General features: G+C 66.9%; 23 protein-coding genes. 8 read left to right on the top strand and 15 right to left on the bottom strand.

The features are described from left to right. Positions 1-2: 2 nt before the first annotated feature. From xerC to AC5P7X_RS01280, 6 genes are all read right to left on the bottom strand, one after another. On the bottom strand, positions 3-899 hold the full coding sequence (gene xerC / locus AC5P7X_RS01305; RefSeq protein ID WP_495204785.1) for a tyrosine recombinase XerC: 897 nt from the start codon (positions 897-899) through the stop codon (positions 3-5). A gap of 16 nt (positions 900-915) precedes the next feature. Continuing rightward, complete coding sequence (locus tag AC5P7X_RS01300; RefSeq protein ID WP_495204784.1) at positions 916-1,590, bottom strand: DUF484 family protein; 675 nt, start codon at positions 1,588-1,590, stop codon at positions 916-918. After that, complete coding sequence (gene dapF / locus AC5P7X_RS01295) at positions 1,587-2,438, bottom strand: diaminopimelate epimerase (protein WP_053497550.1); 852 nt, start codon at positions 2,436-2,438, stop codon at positions 1,587-1,589. The genes AC5P7X_RS01300 and dapF overlap by 4 nt, the downstream gene beginning before the upstream one ends. Next, entirely contained in the window at positions 2,431-2,703 is a 273-nt protein-coding gene (gene lptM / locus AC5P7X_RS01290; protein ID WP_329843230.1) for an LPS translocon maturation chaperone LptM, read from the bottom strand. The genes dapF and lptM overlap by 8 nt, the downstream gene beginning before the upstream one ends. Before the next feature lie 127 nt (positions 2,704-2,830). Then, positions 2,831-3,253 (bottom strand): YbaN family protein, encoded by a 423-nt coding sequence (locus tag AC5P7X_RS01285; protein WP_053497554.1) that lies wholly within the window; start codon positions 3,251-3,253, stop codon positions 2,831-2,833. Positions 3,254-3,307: 54 nt separating this feature from the next. Next, positions 3,308-5,419 (bottom strand): S9 family peptidase, encoded by a 2,112-nt coding sequence (locus AC5P7X_RS01280; RefSeq protein WP_053497587.1) that lies wholly within the window; start codon positions 5,417-5,419, stop codon positions 3,308-3,310. A 143-nt stretch (positions 5,420-5,562) separates the two neighbouring features. On the opposite strand from AC5P7X_RS01280, the gene AC5P7X_RS01275 reads away from it, so the two are divergent. After that, entirely contained in the window at positions 5,563-6,747 is a 1,185-nt protein-coding gene (locus tag AC5P7X_RS01275) for a pyridoxal phosphate-dependent aminotransferase (protein WP_346607530.1), read from the top strand. Between the two features lie 109 nt (positions 6,748-6,856). Here the strand turns inward: AC5P7X_RS01275 and AC5P7X_RS01270 are convergent, their stop codons facing one another. Then, positions 6,857-8,953 carry a prolyl oligopeptidase family serine peptidase gene (locus AC5P7X_RS01270; RefSeq protein WP_005419457.1) on the bottom strand — a complete coding sequence of 699 codons (2,097 nt, stop codon included), beginning with the start codon at positions 8,951-8,953 and terminating at the stop codon, positions 6,857-6,859. Positions 8,954-9,022: 69 nt separating this feature from the next. Beyond that, complete coding sequence (locus AC5P7X_RS01265; RefSeq protein ID WP_095378272.1) at positions 9,023-9,322, bottom strand: hypothetical protein; 300 nt, start codon at positions 9,320-9,322, stop codon at positions 9,023-9,025. A gap of 128 nt (positions 9,323-9,450) precedes the next feature. Between AC5P7X_RS01265 and AC5P7X_RS01260 the strand changes: the two genes are divergently transcribed. Then, on the top strand, positions 9,451-10,050 hold the full coding sequence (locus AC5P7X_RS01260) for a lipocalin family protein (RefSeq protein WP_005419460.1): 600 nt from the start codon (positions 9,451-9,453) through the stop codon (positions 10,048-10,050). 69 nt (positions 10,051-10,119) lie between these two features. Here the strand turns inward: AC5P7X_RS01260 and AC5P7X_RS01255 are convergent, their stop codons facing one another. From AC5P7X_RS01255 to AC5P7X_RS01245, 3 genes are all read right to left on the bottom strand, one after another. Then, positions 10,120-10,809, bottom strand: coding sequence for a methionine ABC transporter permease (locus tag AC5P7X_RS01255; RefSeq protein WP_346607531.1), 690 nt, complete (start codon positions 10,807-10,809; stop codon positions 10,120-10,122). Then, complete coding sequence (locus AC5P7X_RS01250) at positions 10,806-11,813, bottom strand: methionine ABC transporter ATP-binding protein (protein ID WP_033834529.1); 1,008 nt, start codon at positions 11,811-11,813, stop codon at positions 10,806-10,808. The genes AC5P7X_RS01255 and AC5P7X_RS01250 overlap by 4 nt, the downstream gene beginning before the upstream one ends. 179 nt (positions 11,814-11,992) lie before the next feature. Beyond that, entirely contained in the window at positions 11,993-12,889 is an 897-nt protein-coding gene (locus AC5P7X_RS01245) for a DMT family transporter (RefSeq protein WP_005419466.1), read from the bottom strand. A gap of 154 nt (positions 12,890-13,043) precedes the next feature. Between AC5P7X_RS01245 and AC5P7X_RS01240 the strand changes: the two genes are divergently transcribed. The 3 genes from AC5P7X_RS01240 to AC5P7X_RS01230 all read left to right on the top strand — a co-directional run bounded on the left by AC5P7X_RS01240 (position 13,044) and on the right by AC5P7X_RS01230 (position 14,994). Continuing rightward, the gene (locus AC5P7X_RS01240) at positions 13,044-13,526 is read left to right on the top strand and encodes a YajQ family cyclic di-GMP-binding protein (RefSeq protein ID WP_005419468.1); all 483 of its coding nucleotides are present in this window, start codon (positions 13,044-13,046) and stop codon (positions 13,524-13,526) included. Positions 13,527-13,627: 101 nt separating this feature from the next. Beyond that, on the top strand, positions 13,628-14,194 hold the full coding sequence (locus AC5P7X_RS01235) for a DUF1415 domain-containing protein (protein WP_188247783.1): 567 nt from the start codon (positions 13,628-13,630) through the stop codon (positions 14,192-14,194). Further along, complete coding sequence (locus AC5P7X_RS01230) at positions 14,191-14,994, top strand: SDR family oxidoreductase (RefSeq protein WP_188247784.1); 804 nt, start codon at positions 14,191-14,193, stop codon at positions 14,992-14,994. Before AC5P7X_RS01235 ends, AC5P7X_RS01230 begins: the two co-directional genes overlap by 4 nt. Positions 14,995-15,097: 103 nt before the next feature. On the opposite strand, the gene AC5P7X_RS01225 is transcribed toward AC5P7X_RS01230, so the two are convergent. Then, positions 15,098-17,128, bottom strand: a complete 2,031-nt coding sequence (locus tag AC5P7X_RS01225) for a M3 family metallopeptidase (protein ID WP_495214345.1) — start codon at positions 17,126-17,128, stop codon at positions 15,098-15,100. A 165-nt stretch (positions 17,129-17,293) separates the two neighbouring features. Between AC5P7X_RS01225 and AC5P7X_RS01220 the strand changes: the two genes are divergently transcribed. Next, positions 17,294-17,698, top strand: a complete 405-nt coding sequence (locus AC5P7X_RS01220) for a hypothetical protein (RefSeq protein ID WP_005419475.1) — start codon at positions 17,294-17,296, stop codon at positions 17,696-17,698. A 166-nt stretch (positions 17,699-17,864) separates the two neighbouring features. On the opposite strand, the gene AC5P7X_RS01215 is transcribed toward AC5P7X_RS01220, so the two are convergent. Next, entirely contained in the window at positions 17,865-18,977 is a 1,113-nt protein-coding gene (locus tag AC5P7X_RS01215) for a PLP-dependent cysteine synthase family protein (protein ID WP_005419477.1), read from the bottom strand. A 125-nt stretch (positions 18,978-19,102) separates the two neighbouring features. Here AC5P7X_RS01215 and gloA point away from each other — a divergent pair, with 125 nt between their 5' ends. Next, a complete protein-coding gene (gene gloA / locus AC5P7X_RS01210; protein ID WP_134955650.1) occupies positions 19,103-19,621 on the top strand; it encodes a lactoylglutathione lyase in 519 nt (172 codons plus the stop codon). 125 nt (positions 19,622-19,746) lie between these two features. Beyond that, on the top strand, positions 19,747-20,175 hold the full coding sequence (locus AC5P7X_RS01205) for a VOC family protein (RefSeq protein WP_005419481.1): 429 nt from the start codon (positions 19,747-19,749) through the stop codon (positions 20,173-20,175). 67 nt (positions 20,176-20,242) lie between these two features. Here AC5P7X_RS01205 and AC5P7X_RS01200 read toward each other — a convergent pair whose 3' ends face one another. Both AC5P7X_RS01200 and glmS read right to left on the bottom strand, forming a co-directional pair. Beyond that, positions 20,243-20,674 (bottom strand): CBS domain-containing protein, encoded by a 432-nt coding sequence (locus AC5P7X_RS01200; protein ID WP_005411115.1) that lies wholly within the window; start codon positions 20,672-20,674, stop codon positions 20,243-20,245. Between the two features lie 447 nt (positions 20,675-21,121). Next, the gene (glmS, locus tag AC5P7X_RS01195) at positions 21,122-22,960 is read right to left on the bottom strand and encodes a glutamine--fructose-6-phosphate transaminase (isomerizing) (protein WP_053497571.1); all 1,839 of its coding nucleotides are present in this window, start codon (positions 22,958-22,960) and stop codon (positions 21,122-21,124) included. Between the last annotated feature and the right edge of the window lie 153 nt (positions 22,961-23,113).

Below are 23,113 nucleotides of genomic sequence, written 5' to 3'. Positions count from 1 at the left end.
GTTCAGCTTTCTCCGCTGCCCTCGGTGCTGCGTCGACGCTTCGCGCGCGGATGCGCGGCGTCATAGACCTTGGCCAGGTGCTGGAAATCGAGGTGGGTATAGATCTGCGTGGTGGCGATGTCGGCATGGCCGAGCAGTTCCTGCACGCCACGCAGGTCGCCGGAGGATTCCAGGATGTGGCTGGCGAAACTGTGCCGCAGCATGTGCGGATGCACCTGCTTGAACAGGCCCTGGCGCTGCGCCAGATGGCGGATGCGTATCTGCACCGCGCGTTGGCTGATCGGCCCGTTGCGGCCGGGAAATACCGGCGAGGCCGGTCCACCGCCACTTTCCGCGCGCCACGCCTGCAGCGCTTCGCGTGCCGGCCGCCCGAACGGCACGCGGCGCTGGCGGTTGCCCTTGCCCAGCACGTTGACCAGCCCGCTGTCGAAATCCAGGTCGCGCCAGGTCAGCGCACAGACTTCGCTCAGGCGCAGGCCCGACGAATAGAACAGCTCCAGCAGCGCGCGGTCACGGCGGCCCAGCTCGCCTTCCGGCTCCAGCTCGACCAGCTGCACGGCCTCATCGGCGTCGAGGACCTGTGGCAACCGGCGCGGCGCGCGCGGCGCCTTCAGCGTCGCTGCCGGGCTAACCTCGATGCGCCCGTGCTTGAGCAGCCAGGCATAGAAGCTTCGGCAGGCCGACAAGCGGCGCTGCAGGCTCTTGGCCGACAGTCCCCGGCGATGTTCATCGGCAACGAACTGGCGCAAGGCATCGGCATCAAGCGCCTCCACCGCCACGCAACGCGGCTCGGCCCAGGCCGACAGCGCGTCCAGGTCGCGGCGGTAGGCGTCAAGCGTATGCGCCGACATCCGCCGCTCCACCTGCAGATGCTGCAGGAAGGCCTGTACCGCGCTCATCGTCGTCCGGTCCTGCTTAGTCGTGGAAGCGCTTCAGGCCAGTGGCCAGGGCGTCGCCCATCATGCGCAGGAACAGCGTGCCCATGCCCGGGTAGAAGCGGTTCGGGTCGTGGCTGCCGACTGCGATCAGGCCGACGCCCGGCAACGGCAGCAGCGCGGTGGTCTGCACTTCCTCGCTGCGCACGCCGTACAGGACGGCATTCTTGTCCGGCTGCAGGCGTCCGCAGATCGGCTCGCCGTCGTTCAGGCAATCGCGGAACGGGCCCAGTTGCGGATCATCGGCAGCAATCACCTGCAGCCAGTCGGCCTGTTCCAGCCCGGCCACCGGCGCATGCACCACCAGCCGCACCAGGTCGCCGGCGAAGTCTTCCTGCAGCGATGCGGCCATCGCGCGCAGGGTATCGGCCGCGTTGTCCTGCTTCATCAGTGCCAGGGTCAGCTGGTGCGTGCGCACCGCAAGGCGTTCATTGACCTGGGCGGTGGCGCCCAGATCGGCCAACCGTCGTGCCAGCTCGCGGTTCTTCTCGCGCAGCACTTCCAGCTGGTAGCTGGCCAGCGATGCGGTCGGGCCGTCATCGCGCGGCACCACCAGGGTCAGGGCCAGGTCCGGGAACTGCTTGAGGAAGCCGGGATGTCGCCGCAACCAGGCGGCGACTTCATGGGCCCCGAGCTTGTCGACGGTTTCGGTCATGCCATCCACTCCCCTTCGAAGACGAATGCGGTCGGGCCCGCCATCACCACCGGCTGGCCATCGCCCGGCCACTGGATGCGCAGGTCGCCACCGGGCAGGCTGATGCGCGCATCGCGCTGCAGGCGGCCGCGCTGCATCAGGGTCACGGCGGCGGCGCAGGCGCCGCTGCCGCAGGCCAGGGTCTCGCCGACACCGCGCTCGAACACGCGCAGGCGGGCGTGGGCCGGGCTCATCACCTGGGCGAAGCCCACGTTCACCGAGCGCGGGAACGACGCGTGCTGCTGCAGCAGCGAACCCACGCGTTCAACCGGAGCGGCATCGATCAAGCCCACTTCGATCACCGCATGCGGGTTGCCCATCGACACCGCAGCAAAGCGGACGCTCTCGCCCTGCAGCGGCAGCAGGTATTCCTCGCGCGGGTGGGCGAAGCCCATCAGCGGCACGTTGGCCGGCTCGAAGGCAGGCACGCCCATCGTCACCGCAAACTGCCCTTCGCCCAGCACCTTCACCTCATGGCTGGCCAGCGGGCTGTCGATGACGAATGCATCGCCCTGCGCGCTGCCCTCGCGCACCAGCCAGGCCGCGATGCAGCGCGCGCCATTGCCGCACTGCTCGGAATTGGAACCGTCGGCGTTCCAGATGCGGTACGAGGCCACCGAGCCTTCCGCACGTGGCGCCTCGATGGTCAGGATCTGATCGCAGCCGACGCCGGTGTGGCGGTCGGCCAGGCGCGCGGCCAGTTCAGGCGTGGGCGGCGCAGTACCGTCACGCAGGTCGATCACTACGAAATCATTGCCCGCGCCGTGCATCTTGCTGAAGCGCAAGGCCTTGGAACCGGCCTTACTCATTCCCGCTGCCCGCCTTCTTCGCTGGCGCGGGTGCCGGCTGGGTGGTCGTTGCAGCCGGGTCGACGGTCGTGGCGGGGGCAACGGCGCCCTGGGCCTCCGCCGGGGTCGCCTCGGTGGCGGGCTCGGCTGCGGGTTCGACGGCTTCTTCCACCGGCACCGGCTTCTGCGGCAGTACCAGCGGGCCCTTGTTGCCGCAGGCGGCGAGGAGCAGCAGCGAGGCCGCTGCCAGCGGAATCAGGATGGCGTTTCGATGGGGGATCTTCATGCCCCGAGTATAGCCATTGGCGGCTGAGCGGTTGGTGCAGGGCGGCACGCCACGCATCCGCCGGGCATGGCCCGGCGCTACCGTAACCGGGCGCCGCAGGTAGCGCCGGGCCATGCCCGGCGGGCGATCATTGCTTTGGTGGCAGCGGCCGCGTCCACAGCCAGATTGCGACCACGGTCATGCTACCGATCGAGAACCACTTTACCCAGGCGATCGGCACGCACCACAGCATGATGGCGGCGCACACCGCCATGGTGATCGTGGCCATCCACTTGCCATAGCGGCTGACCGCCCCGTGTGCCTGCCAGTTGGCGATGGCCGGGCCGAAGCGCGGGTGCTGCAGCAGCCAGGTGTGCAGGCGTTCGGACCCACGTGATGCAGCCCACGCCGAGATCAGGATGAATACGGTGGTCGGAAGGCCCGGCACGAAGATGCCGACGATGCCGGTGCCCAGGCTGACGTAGGCCAGCAGCCACCACGCCCAGCGGAAACGCACCACGCGCGGCGGCGTGGCGGTATCGCGGGATGCGGAGGGCTCGGGCAGGCTCATGGCCGCAAGGATAACGGTTCGGGGTGCCCGGCAACGCCCGGCACCCCTTCGCCGTTACGGCTGGGCGATGCCCAGCTGCTGCAGCACGAACGCGTACGACTCGGACAGCTCGCGGTAGCGCTGGAAGCGCCCCGACTTGCCGCCGTGGCCGGCTTCCATGTTGGTGCGGAACAGGATCGGGTAGGGGCCGGTGTTGTGATCACGCAGCTTGGCCACCCACTTGGCCGGCTCCCAGTACTGCACCTGCGAATCCCACAGGCCGGTACCCACGAACAGCGCCGGGTACGCCTGCTGCTTCACATTGTCGTAGGGCGAGTAGGACAGCATGTAGTCGTAATACGGCTTCTGCTCCGGGTTGCCCCACTCATCGTATTCGTTGGTGGTCAGCGGAATGGTCGGGTCGAGCATGGTGGTGACCACGTCGACGAACGGGACCTGCGCCACCATCACCCGGTAATCCTGCGGGGCCTGGTTGGCCACCGCGCCCATCAGCAGGCCACCGGCGCTGCCGCCGGACGCAGCGACGCGATCCTTCGCCGCCCAGCCCTGTGCGACCAGGCCGCGGGTGACGTCGATGAAGTCGTTGAAGGTGTTCTGCTTGTGCAGCAGCTTGCCGTTCTCGTACCAGTCGCGGCCCATTTCCTGGCCACCGCGGATATGGGCAATGGCATACACCACGCCGCGGTCGAGCAGGCTCACCGCGGTCTGGTTGAAGTACGGGTCCATCGACATCCCGTAGCTGCCATAGGCGTACTGGAACAGTGCGCCCTTTCCATCCTTCTGGTAGCCCTTGCGGTAGACCAGCGACACCGGCACCTTCACGCCATCGCGCGCGGTGATCCAGACGCGGTCGGTTTCGTACTTCGACGCGTCATAGCCGATCACCGGCTGTACCTTCAGCTGGCGACGCTCGCCGGTGGCGGTGTTCAGTTCGAACACGGTGGTCGGGGTGGTCATCGAGGTGTAGACGTAGCGCAGCCACGGCGTATCGGCTTCGGTGTTGTCGCCCAGGCCCATCGAGTACGCCGGCTCGTCGGCCTTCACGTAGTCGCTGCGGCCGTCCTTGTACAGCAGGCGGATGCGCTCCAGGCCCTCGGAACGTTCGGCGATGGCGGTGTAGCTGTCGAACAGCTCGAAGCCTTCGATGAACACCGCATCGTCATGCGCAATCCAGTCCTTCCACTGCGCACGCGAGGTGGCATCGGTCGGTGCGGTGACCAGCTTGAAGTTCTTCGCACCGTCGTTGGTGCGGATCACCCAGCGGCCGTCGTAGTGGTCGGCGTCGTACTCGACGTCACGCTGGCGCGGGGCCAGCACGGTGAAGGTGGTCGGATCGCTGGCCGGTGCGTAGCGCTCTTCCGAGGACACGGTGCTGTGCACGCCGATGGTGATGAAGCGATCGTCGCGGGTGCGGCCGATGCCCATGTAGAAGCTGTCGTCCTTCTCTTCGTAGACGACGGTGTCGGCGCTGGCTGGAGTGCCCAGCACGTGCTTCTTCACGCGCACGGTGAGCAGCGTTTCCGGATCGTTCTCGACATACAGCACGGTGCGGTTGTCGTCGGCCCAGACCAGGTCGCCGGAGCTGCCGGTGATCACATCGGGCAGCACCTTGCCGGTGGTCAGATCCTTGAAGCGGATCGTGTACTGGCGGCGGCCGACATCATCATCGGCCCAGGCCAGCAACTGGTTGTCCTGACTGACCTCCATCGAGCCGACGCTGAAGTAGCCCTTGCCGGCAGCCATCGTATTGACGTCCAGCAGGATTTCCTCGGCGGCCTCCATGCTGCCCTTGCGGCGTGCGTGGATGGGGTAGTCCTGGCCGGTCTCGAAACGGCTGTAGTACCAGTAGCCACGCTCGCGCGCCGGCACGCTGGAATCGTCCTGCTTGATGCGGCCGACGATCTCCTTGTACAGGGTGTCTTCCAGTGGCTTCAGCGGTGCCAGCAGCTGGTCGGCGTAGGCATTCTCGGCCTGCAGGTAGGCCAGCATGTCCTTGTTCTCGCGCTTGTCGTCGCGCAGCCAGTAATAGTCATCGTTGCGGGTCGCGCCGAACGGCGCCTTGACCACGTGCGGATGCCTGGCGGCGTCCGGCGGAACGGGCGGAGTGGCGGCGGTAGCAGTCGTGGTCATCAGGCTGGCGAGCAACAGGCAGAGGGTGGACTTCATGAAGTAGGGTTCCTGGCGCATCAATGCAATGGTCTTCGGCGGGGTCAGATCCCTTTTCCCGAAAAGCGATCTGACCCCAATCCCCGCAATGCGGCAACCCTGCGGATCGTCATGGGTCGTGCCGGCCGGCGTACCATGGGCACATGAGTACCCTGCCCCACACGCCGGGCTACAGCCGGCGCAGCCATGAAATCGCCCCGTTCCATGTGATGTCCCTGCTGGCCCGCGCGCAGGCACTGGAACAGGCCGGCCACGATGTGATCCACCTGGAAATCGGCGAACCGGACTTCACTACGGCCGAACCGGTCGTGCGGGCCGGCCAGGCCGCACTGGCCGCCGGCCACACCCGCTACACCGCCGCACGTGGCCTGCCGGCCCTGCGCCAGGCGATCAGCGGTTTCTATCGCAGCCACTACGGTCTGGACATCGATCCTGAACGCATCCTGGTCACCCCGGGTGGGTCCGGTGCGCTGCTGCTGGCCAGCAGCCTGCTGGTCGATCCCGGCCGCCACTGGCTGCTGGCCGACCCCGGCTATCCGTGCAACCGCCACTTCCTGCGCCTGGTGGAAGGCGGTGCGCAACTGGTACCGGTCGGGCCGGAGACCACCTACCAGCTGACCCCGTCGCTGGTGGAACAGCACTGGAATGCCGACAGCGTCGGCGCGCTGGTCGCCTCGCCGGCCAACCCGACCGGCACCGTGCTTTCCGCCGCCGAGCTGGCGGCACTGTCGAAGACCCTGCACGCGCGCGGTGGTCACCTGGTGGTGGATGAGATCTACCACGGCCTGACCTATGGCCTGGATGCGCCCAGCGTGCTGCAGGTGGATGACAGCGCGTTCGTGCTGAACAGCTTCTCCAAGTATTTCGGCATGACCGGCTGGCGGCTGGGCTGGCTGGTGGCGCCGCCGTCAGCAGTACCGGATCTGGAGAAGCTGGCGCAGAACCTGTACATCAGCGCCTCGAGCATCGCCCAGCATGCCGCCCTCGCCTGTTTCAGCGAGGAATCGATGGCGATCTTCGAACAGCGCCGCGACGCGTTCCGCCAGCGTCGCGACTTCCTGCTGCCGGCACTGCGTGAGCTGGGCTTCCGTATCGAAGTCGAGCCACAGGGCGCGTTCTACCTGTACGCCGACGTCAGCGCGTTCACCGACGACGCGCAGGCATTCTGCGCGCATTTCCTCGAAACCGAGCACGTGGCGTTCACCCCGGGCCTGGATTTCGGCTTCCATCGTGCCAACCAGCACGTGCGCCTGGCCTATACCCAGGAGGTACCGCGATTGCAGGACGCGGTGGCGCGGATTGCGCGCGGATTGAAGCATTTCCGGTAGCGCCGGGCCATGCCCGGCGGCATCTTGCCGCGCTACGCGCTCGCCGGGCATGGCCCGGCGCTACCCGATAACGGAAAACGCCGCCCTGGGGCGGCGTTTTCCGTTCTGCTTACTTGCCGCCCAACCGCTCCCACAGGAAGCTGTAGGCCAGTGCCGACATGTGTGCGGCCTGCGCGTTGTTGGCGGCGCCGCCGTGACCCCCTTCGATGTTCTCGTAGTAGGTCACGTCCTTGCCGGCGTCGATCATCTTCGCCGCCATCTTGCGGGCATGGCCCGGGTGCACGCGGTCGTCGCGGGTCGAGGTGGTGAACAGCACCGGCGGGTAGTTCTTCTTCGCGTTGAACAGGTGGTACGGCGAGAAGGTCTTGATGAACTCCCAGTCACTGGTATCCGGGTTGCCGTACTCGGCCATCCACGAGGCACCCGCCAACAGGTGGCTGTAGCGCTTCATGTCCAGCAACGGCACCTGCACCACCACCGCACCGAACAGCTCCGGGTACTGGGTCAGCATGTTGCCGGTCAGCAGGCCACCGTTGCTGCCGCCCTGCACGCCCAGGTGCTTGGCGCTGGTGATCTTGCGCTTGACCAGGTCCCGCGCCACCGCGGCCATGTCTTCGTAGGCCTTGTGGCGGTTCTGCTTCAGCGCCGCCTGGTGCCAGCGCGGGCCGTACTCGCCGCCACCACGGATGTTGGCCACCACGTACACGCCGCCCTTCTCCAGCCAGGCGCGGCCCATGCCACCGGAATAGCTCGGGGTCAGCGAGATCTCGAAGCCACCGTAGCCGTACAGCAGCGTCGGATTGGAGCCATCGAGCTTCATCGCCCTGTCGTGCACCACGAAGTACGGCACGCGGGTGCCGTCCTTGCTGGTGGCGAAGTGCTGCTCGATCACCTTGCCCTTGGCGTCGAAGAAGGCCGGCATGGTCTTCAGTGTTTCCGGGGCCTGGCCGATCTCGGCCAGCGCCAGCGTGGTCGGGGTCAGGTAGTCGGTGGCGGTCAGCCACACCGCGTCGCTGTCATTGCTGTCCACTGCAGCCACGCCCAGCGTGCCGAAGGCAGGTGCGCCGACGAAGCGGCTCGTCTGCCAGCCGTTGGCGCCCGGGGTCAGCACCGACAGGCGGTTCTTGACGTCGTCCAGCACGTTCAGCACCAGGTGGCTCCTGGTCCAGGTGGCGCTGGCCAGCGAGGTGGTCGCGGTCGGGGTGAACAGCACCTCGAAGTCGCGCTTGCCGGCCAGGAAGTCGTCCAGCTTCGTCGCCAGCAGCGAACCGGACGCATAGGTCTTGCCGCCCACGGTCCACGGATCGCGCAGTTCCAGGGTCAGCCACTGCTTGTGCAGGCCCTTCTCGGCCGAGTTCGGCGCGTCGATCTTGGTCAGCGTGCCGTCGTCGCCACGCAGGTAGAGCTCGTTGTTGTAGAACGCCAGCGTGCGGCTGACCAGGTTGCGCTCGAAGCCCGGGGTGTCATCGTGCATCGCCGCGATGTACATGTCTTCCGGCTTGCCTTCGTACACCGTCGTGGCCGAGGCCATCGGCGTGCCGCGCTTCCACAGCTTGGCCACGCGCGGATAGCCGGACGTGGTCATCGTGCCGGCACCGAAATCGGTGTAGACGAACACGGTGTCGCGATCGACCCAGTTGAGGCCCCCCTTCGACTCCGGGCGGAAGAAGCCGTCCTTGATCCAGGTCTTGTTGGCCAGGTCGAACTCGCGGGTGACGTCGGCGTCGGCGCCGCCGCGCGACAGCGCGATCAGGCAACGGCTGTAATCCGGGCGCAGGCAATCGGCGCCGTGCCAGACCCAGTTCTCACCCTCGGCCTTGTTCAGTGCATCCAGGTCGAGCACGGTCTCCCACTGCGGCGACGCCTTGCGGTACTCGGCCAGGGTGGTGCGCCGCCACAGGCCGCGCTCGTGCTGCTGGTCCTTCCAGAAGTTGTAGTAGTAGTCGCCGATCTTCTGCACGCCCGGAATCTTGGCATCGGAGTCGAGCACCTCGCGGATGCGGGTCTCCATCTGCTTGAAGGCCGGGGTCTGCGCCAGGCGCGCCTCGGACTTGGCATTCTGTTCCTTGACCCAGGACAGCGGCTTGTCGCCGGTGACGTCCTCCAGCCAGGCGTAGCGGTCGGTATCCTCAGCGGCCACGGCGGTCCCCACCGAGGCAGCGGTCATCATGCCGGCCAACAGGCAGGCGGAAGCGAGTCGTGACATTGCAGCTCCAGGCAGTCATAAGCCGTGGAACGCTAGCACGGAATGCCGCGGCCTCCCCCGTGTCGAAGGTCAGGCCGTGGCCGCCGGGCCGCGCCGGCGACGCGCCTGTCCACCGGTACGCCGCACCTTTGCCGGCCCCGACAGGCGCGGCAGCGGGAAGCGCAGCAGCGCCCACCAGGCCGCGAGCGGCATGCCGATCAGCCACATCGGCAGCCAGCCCAACCACGCGCTGCTGCCACGTGCCGCTGGCCAGACCAGTACCAGCGCCAGTCCGGCCAGCGCCAGTTGCCGCACGCCACGCAGCAGGCGCGGGTCGGCGCGTTCGATGATGCGTTCAGTTGCAGGGTGACGGACGGAACGTGTGTTCATGGGCCTTCTCCGGTAGACAATGCAACACAGCTTGGGCAAGCCCCTTCTCACAGATTGCGACACCATTGACGGATCGCGCACGCTCAGTCGACCATGCTCAGGCAAAGCCCTCCTGAGCCCGCTCCCGCATGACTTCGATCCGCCCGCTCTGCGCCGTGTTGCTGGCCCTGTCCCTGGCGGGCCCCGCCATGGCGGTCGGTGAGCCGCCATCACCCCGTGCCAGCGTCCCGCGCGCCGATCCGGATGCCCCGATCGACCTCAAGCGCTTCATGGGCACCTGGTACGTGATCGGCCGCGTGCCGAACTTCATCGAACGCGGGCACGTCGCCAGCGTCAACGAGTACGAGTTGCGCGACGAGCACAAGGTCGGCATCACCTACCGCTACCGCGACGGCTTCGGCGAACCCCTGCAGGAGATCCGTGCACGCGCCAGCGTCGACCCGGACAGCGGCAACCACGGCTGGCGCACCTGGTTCTACCGCGTGGTGCCGACCCACTCCCGGGTGCTGGACGTCGCCCCGGATTATTCGTGGGCACTGATCGGCTACCCGGGCCGCGAGATGGCCTGGATCTTCTCGCGCACGCCGGACATGGACAAAGCGCTGTACAAGGAGCTGGCCGAGCGCCTGCGCGACGAGTACGGCGTGAACACCGACAAGCTCAAGCGCGTGCCGCAGCATCCGGAACAGGTCGGCAAGCTGGGCTACGAAGTACCGAACGCGCGTTGACCGGGTCGTGGGATTGCCGGCCAGCGGCCGGCACTACCCGAACGATGCCGGGCGCCGCCCGGCACTCGGTTACTTGCGGTTGTAATGCGCGACCAGGCGGTCGCCGAGCATCTGCAGCAGCTGCACCAGGACCAGCAGCAGGACCACGGTGACCAGGGCCACGTCGGTGTGCGAACGCTGGTAGCCGTCGCGGAACGCCAGATCGCCCAGGCCGCCGGAACCGATGGCGCCGCCCATCGCGGTGAAACCGATCAGCGCGACGGTGGTCACCGTCGCACCAGCGATCAGGCCCGGGCGCGCTTCCGGCAGCAACACGCGGGTAACCAGCTGCCAGGTGGTGGCGCCCATTGCCTGGGTAGCTTCGATCACGCCGCGGTCAACCTCGCGCAACGCGGTCTCGACCAGGCGCGCATAGAACGGTGCGGCACCAATAACCAGCGGCACGATCGCACCACGCACGCCCAGCGACGTCCCCATCAGGAACAGGGTGACCGGAATCAGCACGATCATCAGAATGATGAAAGGCACTGAACGCAGCAGGTTCACCACCAGCGCCAGCACGCCATAGGCGAACGGCCGGCGCTTCATCTGCGGTGCGCCGAACAGGTACAGCAGCACACCCAGCGGCAGGCCGATGGCCAGGGTCAGCGGCAGCGAACCGAGCAGCATCAGCAGGGTGTCGATGGTGGCCTGGCCGATGTCGGCCCACTTGCCCGCATCCAGGTGGCGGAAGAAACCGCCGGCAGTAGCGATGATCATCGACGCAGTTCCTCAACATGCACGCCGGCGGCCACGAACGCGGCCTGCGCGGCGGACTGGTCACCGCCCACCAGGGCGACCACCAGCTGGCCATACGGGGTGTCCTTGATCCGGTCGATGCGGCCGGACAGGATGTTGTAGTCGACCCCGGTCTGCCGCGCGACACTGCCGAGCAGGGGTTCGTAGGTGTCGCCACCGAGGAAGGTCAGGCGCACGATACGGCCGCCAACGGCATCGAAATCACGGTGCAGCGCCCCCTCGTCCACATGCTCCGACTCACTGACGAAACGGCGGGTGGTCGGATGCTGCGGGTGCAGGAACACCCGGGTGACCGGACCGGTTTCGACCATCTGGCCGGCATCGAGCACCGCAACGCGGTCGCAGACACGGCGGATCACGTCCATCTCGTGGGTGATCAGCACAATGGTCAGGCCGAGCTCGCGATTGATCTTTGACAGCAGCGACAGCACAGAAGCGGTGGTCTGCGGATCGAGCGCACTGGTGGCCTCGTCGCACAGCAGGATCTGTGGACGGGTCGCCAGCGCGCGGGCGATACCGACGCGCTGCTTCTGGCCACCGGACAGCTGCGCCGGATACTTCTGCGCATGCGCTTCCAGGCCCACGGTCTGCAGCAGCTCGGCCACGCGCGCGTCGATTTCCGTCTTCGGCGTGCCGGCCAGTTCCAGCGGGAAGGCGACATTGCCCGCCACCGTGCGCGACGACAGCAGGTTGAAGTGCTGGAAGATCATGCCGATGCGCCGGCGCAGCGCGCGCAGGCCGTCCGCGTCCAGCGCGGTGACATCCTCACCACCGATCAGCAGCCGGCCACCGCTGGGTTCTTCCAGGCGGTTGATCATGCGGATCAGGGTCGACTTGCCGGCGCCGGAATGGCCGATGATGCCGAAAACCTCACCGGCCTCGATGGTCAGGTCCAACGGCTGCAGCGCGCTGATCTCGCGGCCGGCAACGGCATAGGATTTGTGCAGGCGCTGGAACTCGATCACGGGCGTGGCTCACCGGCTGGGTGACGGAAGGGGGCGTGCAGCCTACCAGCGCAGGCGGTCGCGCGCCCGCGCCATGGGCCAGAATGTTATTCCTTTTGGTTCTAACGTACCTGCTCCGGCGCGGGTTCCGGGGTCGGATCCCCGCAGGGGCTCTGACCCCGCTTCCCGGCCAAACCGGTTCAGGGATGATCCAGCGGCTTCGGTGGCTCCTGCCGGTTGACCCGCTCGCGGTGCAGCAGGTAAAGCCCCGAAGCCACGATGATCGCCGCGCCCACCCAGGTATAGCCATCGGGCAGCTGGCCCCAGAAGGCCAGGTCCCAACCGATCACCCAGACCAGCCCGCTGTACTCCAACGGCGCGATCATCGAGGCCTCGCCCAGCTGGAAGGCCCTGGTCAGGGCGATCTGGCCCAACGCCCCGGCCAGGCCCATGCCACCGATCAGCGGCGCATGTGCCAGCTGCAGCGGCACCCAGCCGGGAAGGGCCAGCAGGCCGGCACCGATGGCCATGATCACCAGGAACCAGACCACCATCGACTGCGAGGTATCGGTGCGGGTCAGCAGGCTGACCGTGATCGCCGCAATGGCATAGGCGGTGGCCGCGGCCAGCACCATCAGCCCCGGCACCGAGATGAAGCCATCGACGCCCGGCCGCAGCACCACCAGCACGCCGACCAGGCCAATCCCGATGGCGACCCAGCGCCGTGGCCCGACCCGCTCGCCCAGCAGCGGCACCGACAATGCGGCAATCAGCAGCGGGGCAACGAAATAGATGGTGTAGGCAGTGGACAACGGCAGGTCGCGCAGGGCGAACACGAAGCAGCCGATCATCGCCATGCCCAGCGCACCACGCAGCAGGTGCAGCCCCCAGCGGCGCGGCACCAGCGAACGTGGCCCGGCGCTGGCCAGCACCCAGACCAGCACGAACGGCAACGAGGCCGCGCCGCGCAGGAAGGTTACTTCCAGAGTGGGGTAGCTGGCCGACAGCTGCTTCATGCCAGCATCCATCAGCGAGAAGCAGGCGACCGCAGCGACCATCCAGGCCACCGCGCGAGAGGGGGAGCGTTGCACGTTCATGGCCCATTATTGCCCGGTCGTCGCCTTCTGTAGAGCCGAGCCCACGCTCGGCTGCGTTGTGAAGAGCAGCCGAGCGTGGGCTCGGCTCTACAGAGGGCGGGTAAGCGGGCCCTCGCGATAGAATGGCTGCACTGAATCCTGCGGAGCATCGCCCATGCCTTCCTTCGACGTCGTGTCCGAAGTCGACACCCACGAACTGACCAACGCCATCGACCAGGCCAACCGCGAACTGGCCACCCGCTTCGATTTCAAGGGCGTGGATGCCAAGTTCGAACGCGATGGCGATGTGATCAACCAGTTCGCGCCGACCGAATTCCAGCTCAAGCAGATGAACGACATCCTGCGTGCACGCTTGGCCGCGCGCGGCATCGACGTGCTCAGCCTGGAGTTCGGCGACATCGAGACCAACCTGGCCCAGGCCCGGCAGAAAATCACCGTCAAGCAGGGCATCGAGCAGAAGATCGCCAAGAAGATCGCCGCTGCGCTGAAGGAAGCCAAGCTGAAGGTTGAAAGCCAGATCAATGGCGACAAGCTGCGCGTGCAGGGCAAGAAGCGCGACGACCTGCAGGACGCCATCGCCGTGCTCAAGGCCGGCAAGTTCGAACTGCCGCTGCAGTTCAACAACTTCCGCGACTGAGGCATCTGCCGGGCATGGCCCGGCGCTGCCAGCGGCAGGTACGACGGCGCGTTGCCAGCGACGCGCCTACAATGGCGGCCCCGCCAGCCGACGTGCCCGCCATGACCGATTCCCACCTGCCCACCGAGGACCCGATCGCCGCCACCCGCCTGTGGCTGGAACGCATCGTCATCGGCCTGAACCTGTGCCCGTTCGCCAAGGCGGTCTACGTGAAGGACCAGGTCCGCATCGTGCTCAGCGATGCGACCACGACCGAAGCCCTGGTTGAGCAGCTGGCCGAGGAACTGGTCCTGCTGCGTGATACGCCGGCCGAGCAGATCGATACCACGCTGATCGTGCATCCGCAGGTGCTGACCGATTTCCTCGACTACAATGACTTCCTCGACAACGCCGACGCGGCGATCGAGGCGCTGGACCTGCAGGGCATCCTGCAGGTGGCCAGCTTCCATCCGGATTACCAGTTCGAGGGCGTGGCTGCCGACGACGCCAGCAACTACACCAACCGCGCGCCCTTCCCCACCCTGCACCTGCTGCGCGAAGACAGCGTGGCGCGCGCGGTGGACGTCTATCCGGACCCGGACGTGATCGTCGAGCGCAACATCCAGACCCTGGACCGCATCGGCGTGGACGGCTGGCATCGCCGCCTGCGTGGCGAAGACCTGTCGTGAGCACGGTACCGCCGATTGCCGCTTGGCCGGCCGCGCCGCTGTCGGGCAAGGTGGTGCTGGTCACCGGCGGTGCCAACGGCATCGGCCGTGGCATCGCGCAGGCCGTGCTCGGCGCCGGTGGCCGCGTGCTGATCGGCGACCTCGACATGGAGGCCGGCGAGGCGTGCCTGGCGGAATGGCAGCGTGGTGAGGATGCCGTGTTCCAGCGCCTGGATATCACCGACGAAGCCAGCGTGCGCGCCTTCATCGCCGTGGCCCTGCAGCGTTTCGGCCGCATCGACGGGCTGGTCAACAACGCGGGGATTGCCAGCCCGCACGGCACGCTGCTGCAGGACATGGACTGGGACGAGTGGCAGCGCCGGCTGTCTTCGCTGCACGGCGCGTTCCTGTGCAGCAAGCATGCGTTGCCGGCACTGACCTCCAGCGCCGCCGGTGCGATCATCAACATCGCCTCGACCCGCGCCTGGCAATCCGAAGCACACAGCGAAGCCTATGCCGCAGCCAAGGGCGGGCTGGTGGCCTTCACCCATGCGCTGGCGATCAGCAGCGGCCCGGCGGTGCGGGTGAACAGCATCAGTCCCGGCTGGATCGGCACCTGCGAGTGGCAGGCACCCTCACGGCGACACGCACCGGAGTATTCGGCCACCGACCATGCGCAACACCCGGTCGGCCGCGTCGGCCAGCCGGAGGACATCGGTGCGTTGGCCGTATACCTGCTGTCATCACTGTCCGGTTTCAGCACCGGCCAGGATTTCATCGTCGACGGCGGCATGACCCGGAAGATGATCTACGCCGAATGACCCGCCACCGGTAGTGCCGGCCGCTGGCCGGCATTCCGGTAGATCCACGCCATGCGTGGATGGCAGTGAAGTGCCAACCAAGGTTGGCACCCACCACCATGGATTACGCCATGCCCGAGTGGCGAAGCAGCGCATCGATCTGCGGAGCACGGCCGCGGAAGGCCTTGAAGTTGTCCGCCGCCGGGCGGCTGCCACCGCGCGACAGGATCTCATCACGGAAGCGTGCACCGGTTTCAGCCAGTGCCTGCGGCGCTTCCTCGAAAGCGGCATAGGCGTCGGCGCTGAGTACCTCGGCCCACTTGTAGCTGTAATAACCCGCGGCGTAACCGCCCGCAAAGATGTGGCTGAACTGGTGCGGGAAGCGATTCCAGGCCGGCGGGTGGTTCACCGCCACTTCCGCGCGCACGCGGTCCAACAGTGCCAGCACGCTGTCCTGCGCTGGTTCGAACTGGCTGTGCAGCAGCATGTCGAACAGGCCGAACTCCAGCTGGCGGACGGTGGCCATGCCGCTGTGGAAGTTGCGCGCGGCCAGCATGCGCTCGTACAGCGCGCGCGGCAGCGGCTCGCCGCTGTCCACGTGCGCGGTCATCGCCTGCAGGTGATCCCATTCCCAGCAGAAGTTCTCCATGAACTGGCTGGGCAGCTCCACCGCATCCCATTCCACGCCGTTGATGCCGGCGACGCCCAGTTCGCCGATGCGGGTCAGCAGCTGGTGCAGGCCGTGGCCCATCTCATGGAACAGCGTGGTCACTTCGTTGTGGCTGAAGGTGGCCGGCTTGCCGTTGGCACCGCGGCCGAAGTTGCACACCAGGTAAACCAGCGGCGTCTGCACGCTGCCGTCGGTGCGCACGCGACGGTTGCGGCAATCATCCATCCACGCCCCGCCGCGCTTGCCCTCGCGGGCGTACAGGTCCAGGTAGAACTGGCCAACCAGCGCACCCTGCGCATCGACCAACCGGAAGAAGCGCACATCCTCGTGCCACACCGGCGCGCTGTCCTCCTGCACGCGCAGGCCGTACAGCTGCTCGATCACCGAGAACAGGCCGCCCAGTACCTTCGGCTCGGTGAAATACTGCTTCACCTCCTGCTCGGAATAGCTGTAACGCGCCTGCTTCAGGCGGTCGGCGGCGAAGGCCAGGTCCCAGGCCTGCAGGCTGTCGATGCCGAGCTGTTCGCGCGCGAACTGCTCCAGCTCGGCGCGGTCCCTGGCGGCGAACGGCTTGGCGCGCGCGGCCAGGTCACGCAGGAAACCGAGCACTTCGGCCGGGTCCTGCGCCATCTTGGTCGCCACCGAGTAATGGCCGTACGAATCGAAGCCGAGCAACGCAGCCAGTTCGGCGCGCAGGGCAAGGATGCGGTCGATGTTGCCGCTGTTGTCCAGTGCGTCATCGCCGAATTCGGACGCACGCTGGGCGCTGGCGCGGTACAGGATCTCGCGAAGGTCGCGGTCCTCGCCCCAGGTCTGCACCGGCAGGTAGCACGGCATCTGCAGGGTCAGTTTCCAGCCGGCCTTGCCGTCCTTCTGTGCTGCGGCATGCGCGGTGGCCTTCACATCATCAGGCAGGCCCTTCAGCCGCGCTTCGTCTTCGATGATCAGCGACCAGGCATCGGTAGCGTCGAGCACGTTCTGCGAGAACTTCGCCGACAGCGCCGACAGTTCTTCCTTGATCGCAGCAAAACGCTGCTGCGCCTCGGGCGCCAGCTCGGCGCCGCCCAGGCGGAAGTCGCGCAGGGTGTTGTCCAGCACCTTGCGCTGGGCTTCATCGAAATGCGCCGTCTCCGGGCTGGCGGCCAGCGCCTGGTACTGGCGGTAAAGCGCCAGGTTCTGCCCCAGCGCACTGGCGAAGCGGGTCACCCGCGGCAGGTTGCTGTTATAGGCCTCGCGCAGCTCCGGGGTGTTGACCACGCCCTGCAGGTGGCCGACCAGGCCCCAGGCGCGCCACAGGCGCTCGGTGGCATCGTCCAGCGGGGTCACGAAGGTCTGCCAGGTGACCGGCTGCACCTGCTCGGCTGCGCTGACGGCGGCTTCGGCCTCGGCCAGCAGCACATCCAGCGCCGGCGCCACGTGCTCGGGGCGGATCGCCTCGAAGCGCGGCAGGCCGGAAAAATCGAGCAGGGGGTTGGCAACGGTCACGGCAGGTCTCCAGAGTACGGGCCCGGCAGGCGGGCAGCCCGGTAGATATGGCGCTGCCAGGCATCGCTGACAAGGGGGCACGGCATTCACATCGGCCTTACGCGCGCCCCCCGAAGCTCTGGGTGCGGGGGAGTCCGCAGCGGCACGTACCGAACGAGGCCCCACATGGAAGGTCTGGCTGCAGTTGCATCCGCCTCACCGGCGCGGTCGCTGGCACTGTCTGCCAGCGCGGCCGAACTGGCCTGGATCGCCGCGCTGTGCGATGCCGGCGACGACGCCCCGCGCCACCTGCAGCAGTTGCAGGCGGTGCTCCAGCAGGGCGGCACGTTCAATGAAAGCCAGGAGTGGTACCCGTTCGAAGTAGTCGAGCGCGGCGCCAGCCAGCTGCAGCTGGGCCATGAGCGCGAGTTCGTGATCTGCGTGCTGCTGTGGTTGCAGGCATTGGCCCAGGGCCGCGCCAGCATCCTGGATCCCACCCTGCACCTGGATGACCGTGCGATGGACATCGAGGCGTTGCCCGATGCACTGCGCGACGCGGTGCTCGACGCCTTCACCGCGGCGGGATATTGAGACGCCCCGGCGGCCGGTAGAGTCGACTGTCAGTCGACTTTCGCGCGCAGCGTTTTCGCGACCTGAACGTAGAGCAGTCGACTAACAGTCGACTCTACCAATCGACGCACGCCTCTGCGGTGCCCCCTGGCATCGCCGGCATGGCCCGGCGAGAGCGTCGTCCATGCTACAGCGCTTCCAGGCTGCACCACGGCAGCTCGGGCAACCCCTGCCCGGCCACCGCCGCGGCCAGCTGTGCATCGGCGCCGTCGACATCGATGCCCTGGCGCAGGTACCACGCCGGGTCGTAATAGCTCTGCGCGTAGCGTTCGCCGCTGTCGCAAAGGATGCTGACGATGCTGCCCTGGTGGCCCGCCTCGCGCATCCATTGCGCGGCCTGCAGCACGCCGATGAAGTTGGTGCCGGTGGAGCCACCGACGCGGCGGCCGAGCTGGCGGCTGACATGGCGCATCGCGGCCAGGCTCAGCGCGTCGGGTACCTTGACCATCGCATCGACGCTGGTCGGGATGAAGCTCGGCTCCACCCGTGGCCGGCCGATGCCCTCCACGCGCGAACCACCACTGCAGGTCAGGTCGCGCCAGTCCTGTCCACCGGCCACGGCGGCCCGGTAGCCGTCGAAGAACACCGACACTTCCGGGTCCGCGCACAGGATGCGGGTATCGTGGCGGCGGTAGCTGACATAGCGGCCCAGGGTGGCGGCGGTACCGCCGGTGCCGGGGCTGCACACGATCCATTCCGGGACCGGGCTGGGCTCTTCGGCCATCTGCTTGAAGATGGACTCGGCGATGTTGTTGTTGGCGCGCCAGTCGGTCGCGCGCTCAGCGTAGGTGAACTGGTCCATGAAGTGGCCACCGGTTTCACGGGCCAGCTTTTCCGAATCACAGTTGAGGTCGCAGGCACGTTCGACCAGGTGGCAGCGGCCGCCTTGGAACTCGATCGCGGCGATCTTTTCAGGCGAGGTGGTGGCCGGGATCACTGCAATGAACGGCAGGCCGAGCAGGCGCGCGAAATAGGCTTCGGACACCGCCGTCGAGCCGCTGGACGCTTCGATCACCGGTCGCCCTTCGCGCAGCCAGCCATTGGCCAGCGCATACAGGAACAGCGAGCGCGCCAGCCGGTGCTTGAGGCTGCCGGTGGGATGGCTCGACTCATCCTTCAGGTACACATCGATGCCCTCGAACCCGGGCAGCGCCAGCGGGATCAGGTGGGTATCGGCGGAGCGGTTGAAATCGGCTTCAATCTTGCGGATGGCGGCGGCCACCCATTCACGCTGCGACATGGCGGGCAATCGTTGTCAGGACGGAACGGTGCGATCCGGCCATTGTACGTCGCGGTACCGTCAGGTGCTGGCCGGTAGAATGCCCCCATCCGGCCGGCAACGGCCCTGTCTGAAGGACCTCCCCCATGACCATTCCCGCCCTGCGCGATGTCCCCGGCGTCGCCGCCCAGGCCCCGGCCGAAACCACCGGCTTCGTGTTCAACCACACCATGCTGCGGGTGAAGGACATCACCGCCTCGCTGGACTTCTACACCCGCGTGCTCGGCTACCAGCTGATCGACAAGCGCGACTTCCCGGAGGCCCAGTTCAGCCTGTACTTCCTGGCCTACGTCCCTGCCGGCGTGGTGGTACCGGAAGACGACAGCCAGCGCCGCGTGTGGATGGCCGGCCTGCCGGGCGTGCTGGAACTGACCCATAACCACGGCACCGAAACCCAGGACGGTGCGGTCTATCACGACGGCAACAGCGACCCGCGCGGCTTCGGCCACATCTGCGTGTCGGTGCCGGACATCGAGGCGGCCTGCCAGCGCTTCGAGGACCTCGGGGTAACCTTCCAGAAGCGACTGACCGACGGCCGCATGAAGAACCTGGCCTTCATCAAGGACCCGGACGGCTACTGGGTCGAGATCATCGCCAACGTCTGACCCGGAAAGGGGCACAATTCCGGTAGCGCCGGGCCATGCCCGGCGGCCTTGAGCAAGCCGCGCTGCGCGCTCGCCGGGCACGGCCCAGCGCTACCAACTCCGTCCCCTTTTTCTGTGAGGTTCGTATGGAAACGATGGAACTGCACCGTGGCCGCCTGATCGACCACATCCAGCTGGTGGTGCGTGACCTGGCCGCCAGCCGCCGCTTCTACCAGGCAGTGTTCGATACGGTCGGCATCCCACTGGGCGGCGAAGGGCCAGACTTCTTCTGGGCCGACGAGCTGTTCATTTCCAGTGCCAGCAGCCGTGCCGCCGCCGGCCAGCTGACCGGCCGCCACCATCTCGCCTTCCAGGCCCGCGACAGCGCCACCGTTGATGCCTTCCACACTGCCGCGATCGCCGCCGGCGGTACCGACAATGGCGCGCCAGGCGAACGCCCCTACCACCCGGGCTACTACGGCGCCTTCGTGCTCGACCCCGATGGCAACAACATCGAAGTGGTCTATCACGGGCCGGCGAACTACAGCGCCGATTCGGTGAAGGTCACTTTCTGATATCACCGGTGCCGTGAACGAAGAAGCCGGGCAATGCCCGGCTTCTCTGCTTCCAGCGCTGCGGCCCTCAGTGGGCGGCCATGTAGATGTCCTGCAGCACCGCCTTTTCCAGTTCCAGCTCGCCCAGCAGGTTCTTCACGATATCGCCCAGGCTGAGGATGCCGACCAGGCGAGTGCCTTCAGTGACCATCAGGTGACGGCGCCGCGAGTACGTCATCAACGACATGGCCTGTTTCAGCGTGGCTTCCGGCGCAATGCCCTCCAGACCGGTGGACGGCAGGCTGGAAATCACCCGGCGGCCGGCCTGCGGGCCGTCGTCGGCCAGGGTGCGCACGATGTCCTTCTCGGAAATGATGCCGACCGGGGCATCGTCCTTCATCACCACCAGCGCAGCGATCCTGTTCGCGCTCATCTTGTGGGCGGCGGCACCGATCGTGTCTTCGGCATCGATGGTGATGACAGCTTCTTTCTTGGATTGCAGGAGTTCGCGGACGTTCATTCTTGTTTCCTGGTGCAGGTCACTGAAGTCAAAAAAGTGTGCTCTTCCGATACGCCCCCTCCCCGGGAACAGACCTTTCAGCGCACGTCTGGCGCACCCGGCTGCCGCTTGGAATGGCTCGGCAGACGACGTGCTGCAACGCGAACGAGGCGGGTTCAACGACTCAACCCGAACCTCGGCCAGATCGATTCTACGACTGCGACCCTCGGTCACTACCGGCATCGATAGGACAGTTCGTCGTGGGAACCAACTGACGATCCAGAGAATGGCACCGCGGCTGAAACCGCCGCTGAATACAGGCGGCTTCGCGCATTAAAGAATGACTACCTGCTGCCGACGACGGACCGAACGCCCGGCGGCTGTCCCACTTCGCACTGCGTCCGGCACAAACGAAAGGGGCCTCGCAGGCCCCTTTCGCATGCAGCATCCCACAGCTCCGGGAATGCCTTACTCCACCGTCACGCTCTTGGCCAGGTTGCGCGGCTTATCCACGTCGGTGCCGCGCGCCAGCGCGGTGTGGTAGGCCAGCAGCTGCACCGGGATGGTGTGCACGATCGGGCTGAGCACGCCAGCATGGCGCGGCGTGCGGATCACGTGCACGCCTTCGGACGCGTTGAAGTTGCTGTCCTGGTCGGCGAACACGAACAGCTCGCCACCACGCGCACGCACTTCCTGCATGTTCGACTTCACCTTCTCCAGCAGGCTGTCGTTGGGGGCGATCACCACCACCGGCATGTCCTCGTCCACCAGCGCCAGCGGGCCATGCTTCAGCTCGCCCGCCGGATAGGCCTCGGCGTGGATGTAGGAGATTTCCTTGAGCTTGAGCGCGCCCTCCAGCGCGATCGGGTAATGCAGGCCGCGGCCCAGGAACAATGCGCTGCTCTTGCGCGCGAAACGCTCGGCCCAGGCGGCGATCTGTGGCTCCATGTTCAGCGCGTGCTGCACGCTGCCCGGCAGGAAGCGCAGCTGTTCCAGGTAGTCCGCTTCCTGCGCCGCGTCGATGCGGCCATGCAGCTTGCCCAGCACCATGGTCAACTGGAACAGTGCGGCCAGCTGGGTGGTGAAGGCCTTGGTCGAGGCCACGCCGATCTCGGCGCCGGCGCGGGTGTAGCAGACCAGTTCGCTGGCGCGCGGAATCGCACTTTCCGGCACGTTGCAGATCGACAGCGTGTGCTTGTGGCCCAGCGATTTGGCGTACTTCAGCGCTTCCATCGTATCCAGCGTTTCGCCGGACTGCGAGATGGTCACGATCAGATGCTTGGGGTTCGCGTAGGCCGCGCGATAGCGGTACTCGCTGGCGATTTCCACGCTGCACGGCAGGCCGGCGATGGCCTCGATCCAGTAGCGCGCGGTCAGGCCCGAGTAGTAGCTGGTGCCGCATGCGATGATCTGCACGCCTTCGATGCCCGACAGCACCGCTTCGGCGTTCTTGCCGAACAGCCCGGCCGGGAAACCACCGGCATCGATCGCCGCCTCGATGGTGTCGCCCAGCGCGCGCGGCTGCTCGTGGATTTCCTTCTGCATGAAGTGGCGGTACGGGCCCAGCTCCAGCGATGCCAGCGACACGTCGGACAGGTGCACGTCGCGCTCGACCGGCTGGTCGTGCTCATCGAAAATGCGCACGCCGTCGCGACGGATCTCGGCGGTGTCGCCCTCTTCCAGGAAGATCACCTTGCGCGTGGCCGAGATCACGGCCGAGACGTCGGAGGCGACGAAGTTCTCTCCCTCGCCCAGGCCGACCAGCAGCGGGCAGCCCATGCGCGCGCAGACGAAGCGCTCCGGCTCGGCGCGGCTGACCACGGCCAGCGCGTAGGCACCGGTCAGCTCCTTCACCGTGTGCTGCAGCGCCACCAGCAGGTCGTCGCCGCCCTTCAGATGATGGTGGATCAGGTGCGCGATGACCTCGGTGTCGGTCTGCGATTCAAACGTGTAGCCCAGCGCGCGCAGCTTCTCGCGCTGCTCTTCGTGGTTCTCGATGATGCCGTTGTGCACCAGCGCCACACCGTGGCTGATGTGCGGATGTGCATTGGCCTCGGTGACACCGCCGTGGGTGGCCCAGCGGGTGTGGCCGATGCCCAGCACCGCATTGAAGCCCTCGGCCTCGGCCGCCGTGGCCATTTCCGACACTCGACCGGTACGACGGACGCGACGGACTTCGGGGCGCTCGGCGTGGTCGATCACTGCGATGCCCGAGGAGTCGTAACCACGGTACTCGAGCCGCTTCAGGCCTTCGATCAGTACCGGCACCACATCGCGATCGGCGATTGCACCCACGATTCCACACATGTCACGCGATTCCTTGGAGACGATCGGCGCATTCTAGCCCGCCTGCCTGGCTTCCCCCTCCTGTCCGCTTAATGAAAGTGTCCGGAAAGGTGTCCGCGGACACCCGGACACTCCCCCGAAATCCCCAACCCATTGACCTGAAAGGAAATAAAT

The organism is Stenotrophomonas sp. YJH_SMC_53 (genome assembly GCF_059369995.1).
The sequence above is the reverse complement of the archived record's forward strand: the minus strand, read 5'-3'. Positions and strand labels throughout refer to the sequence as shown.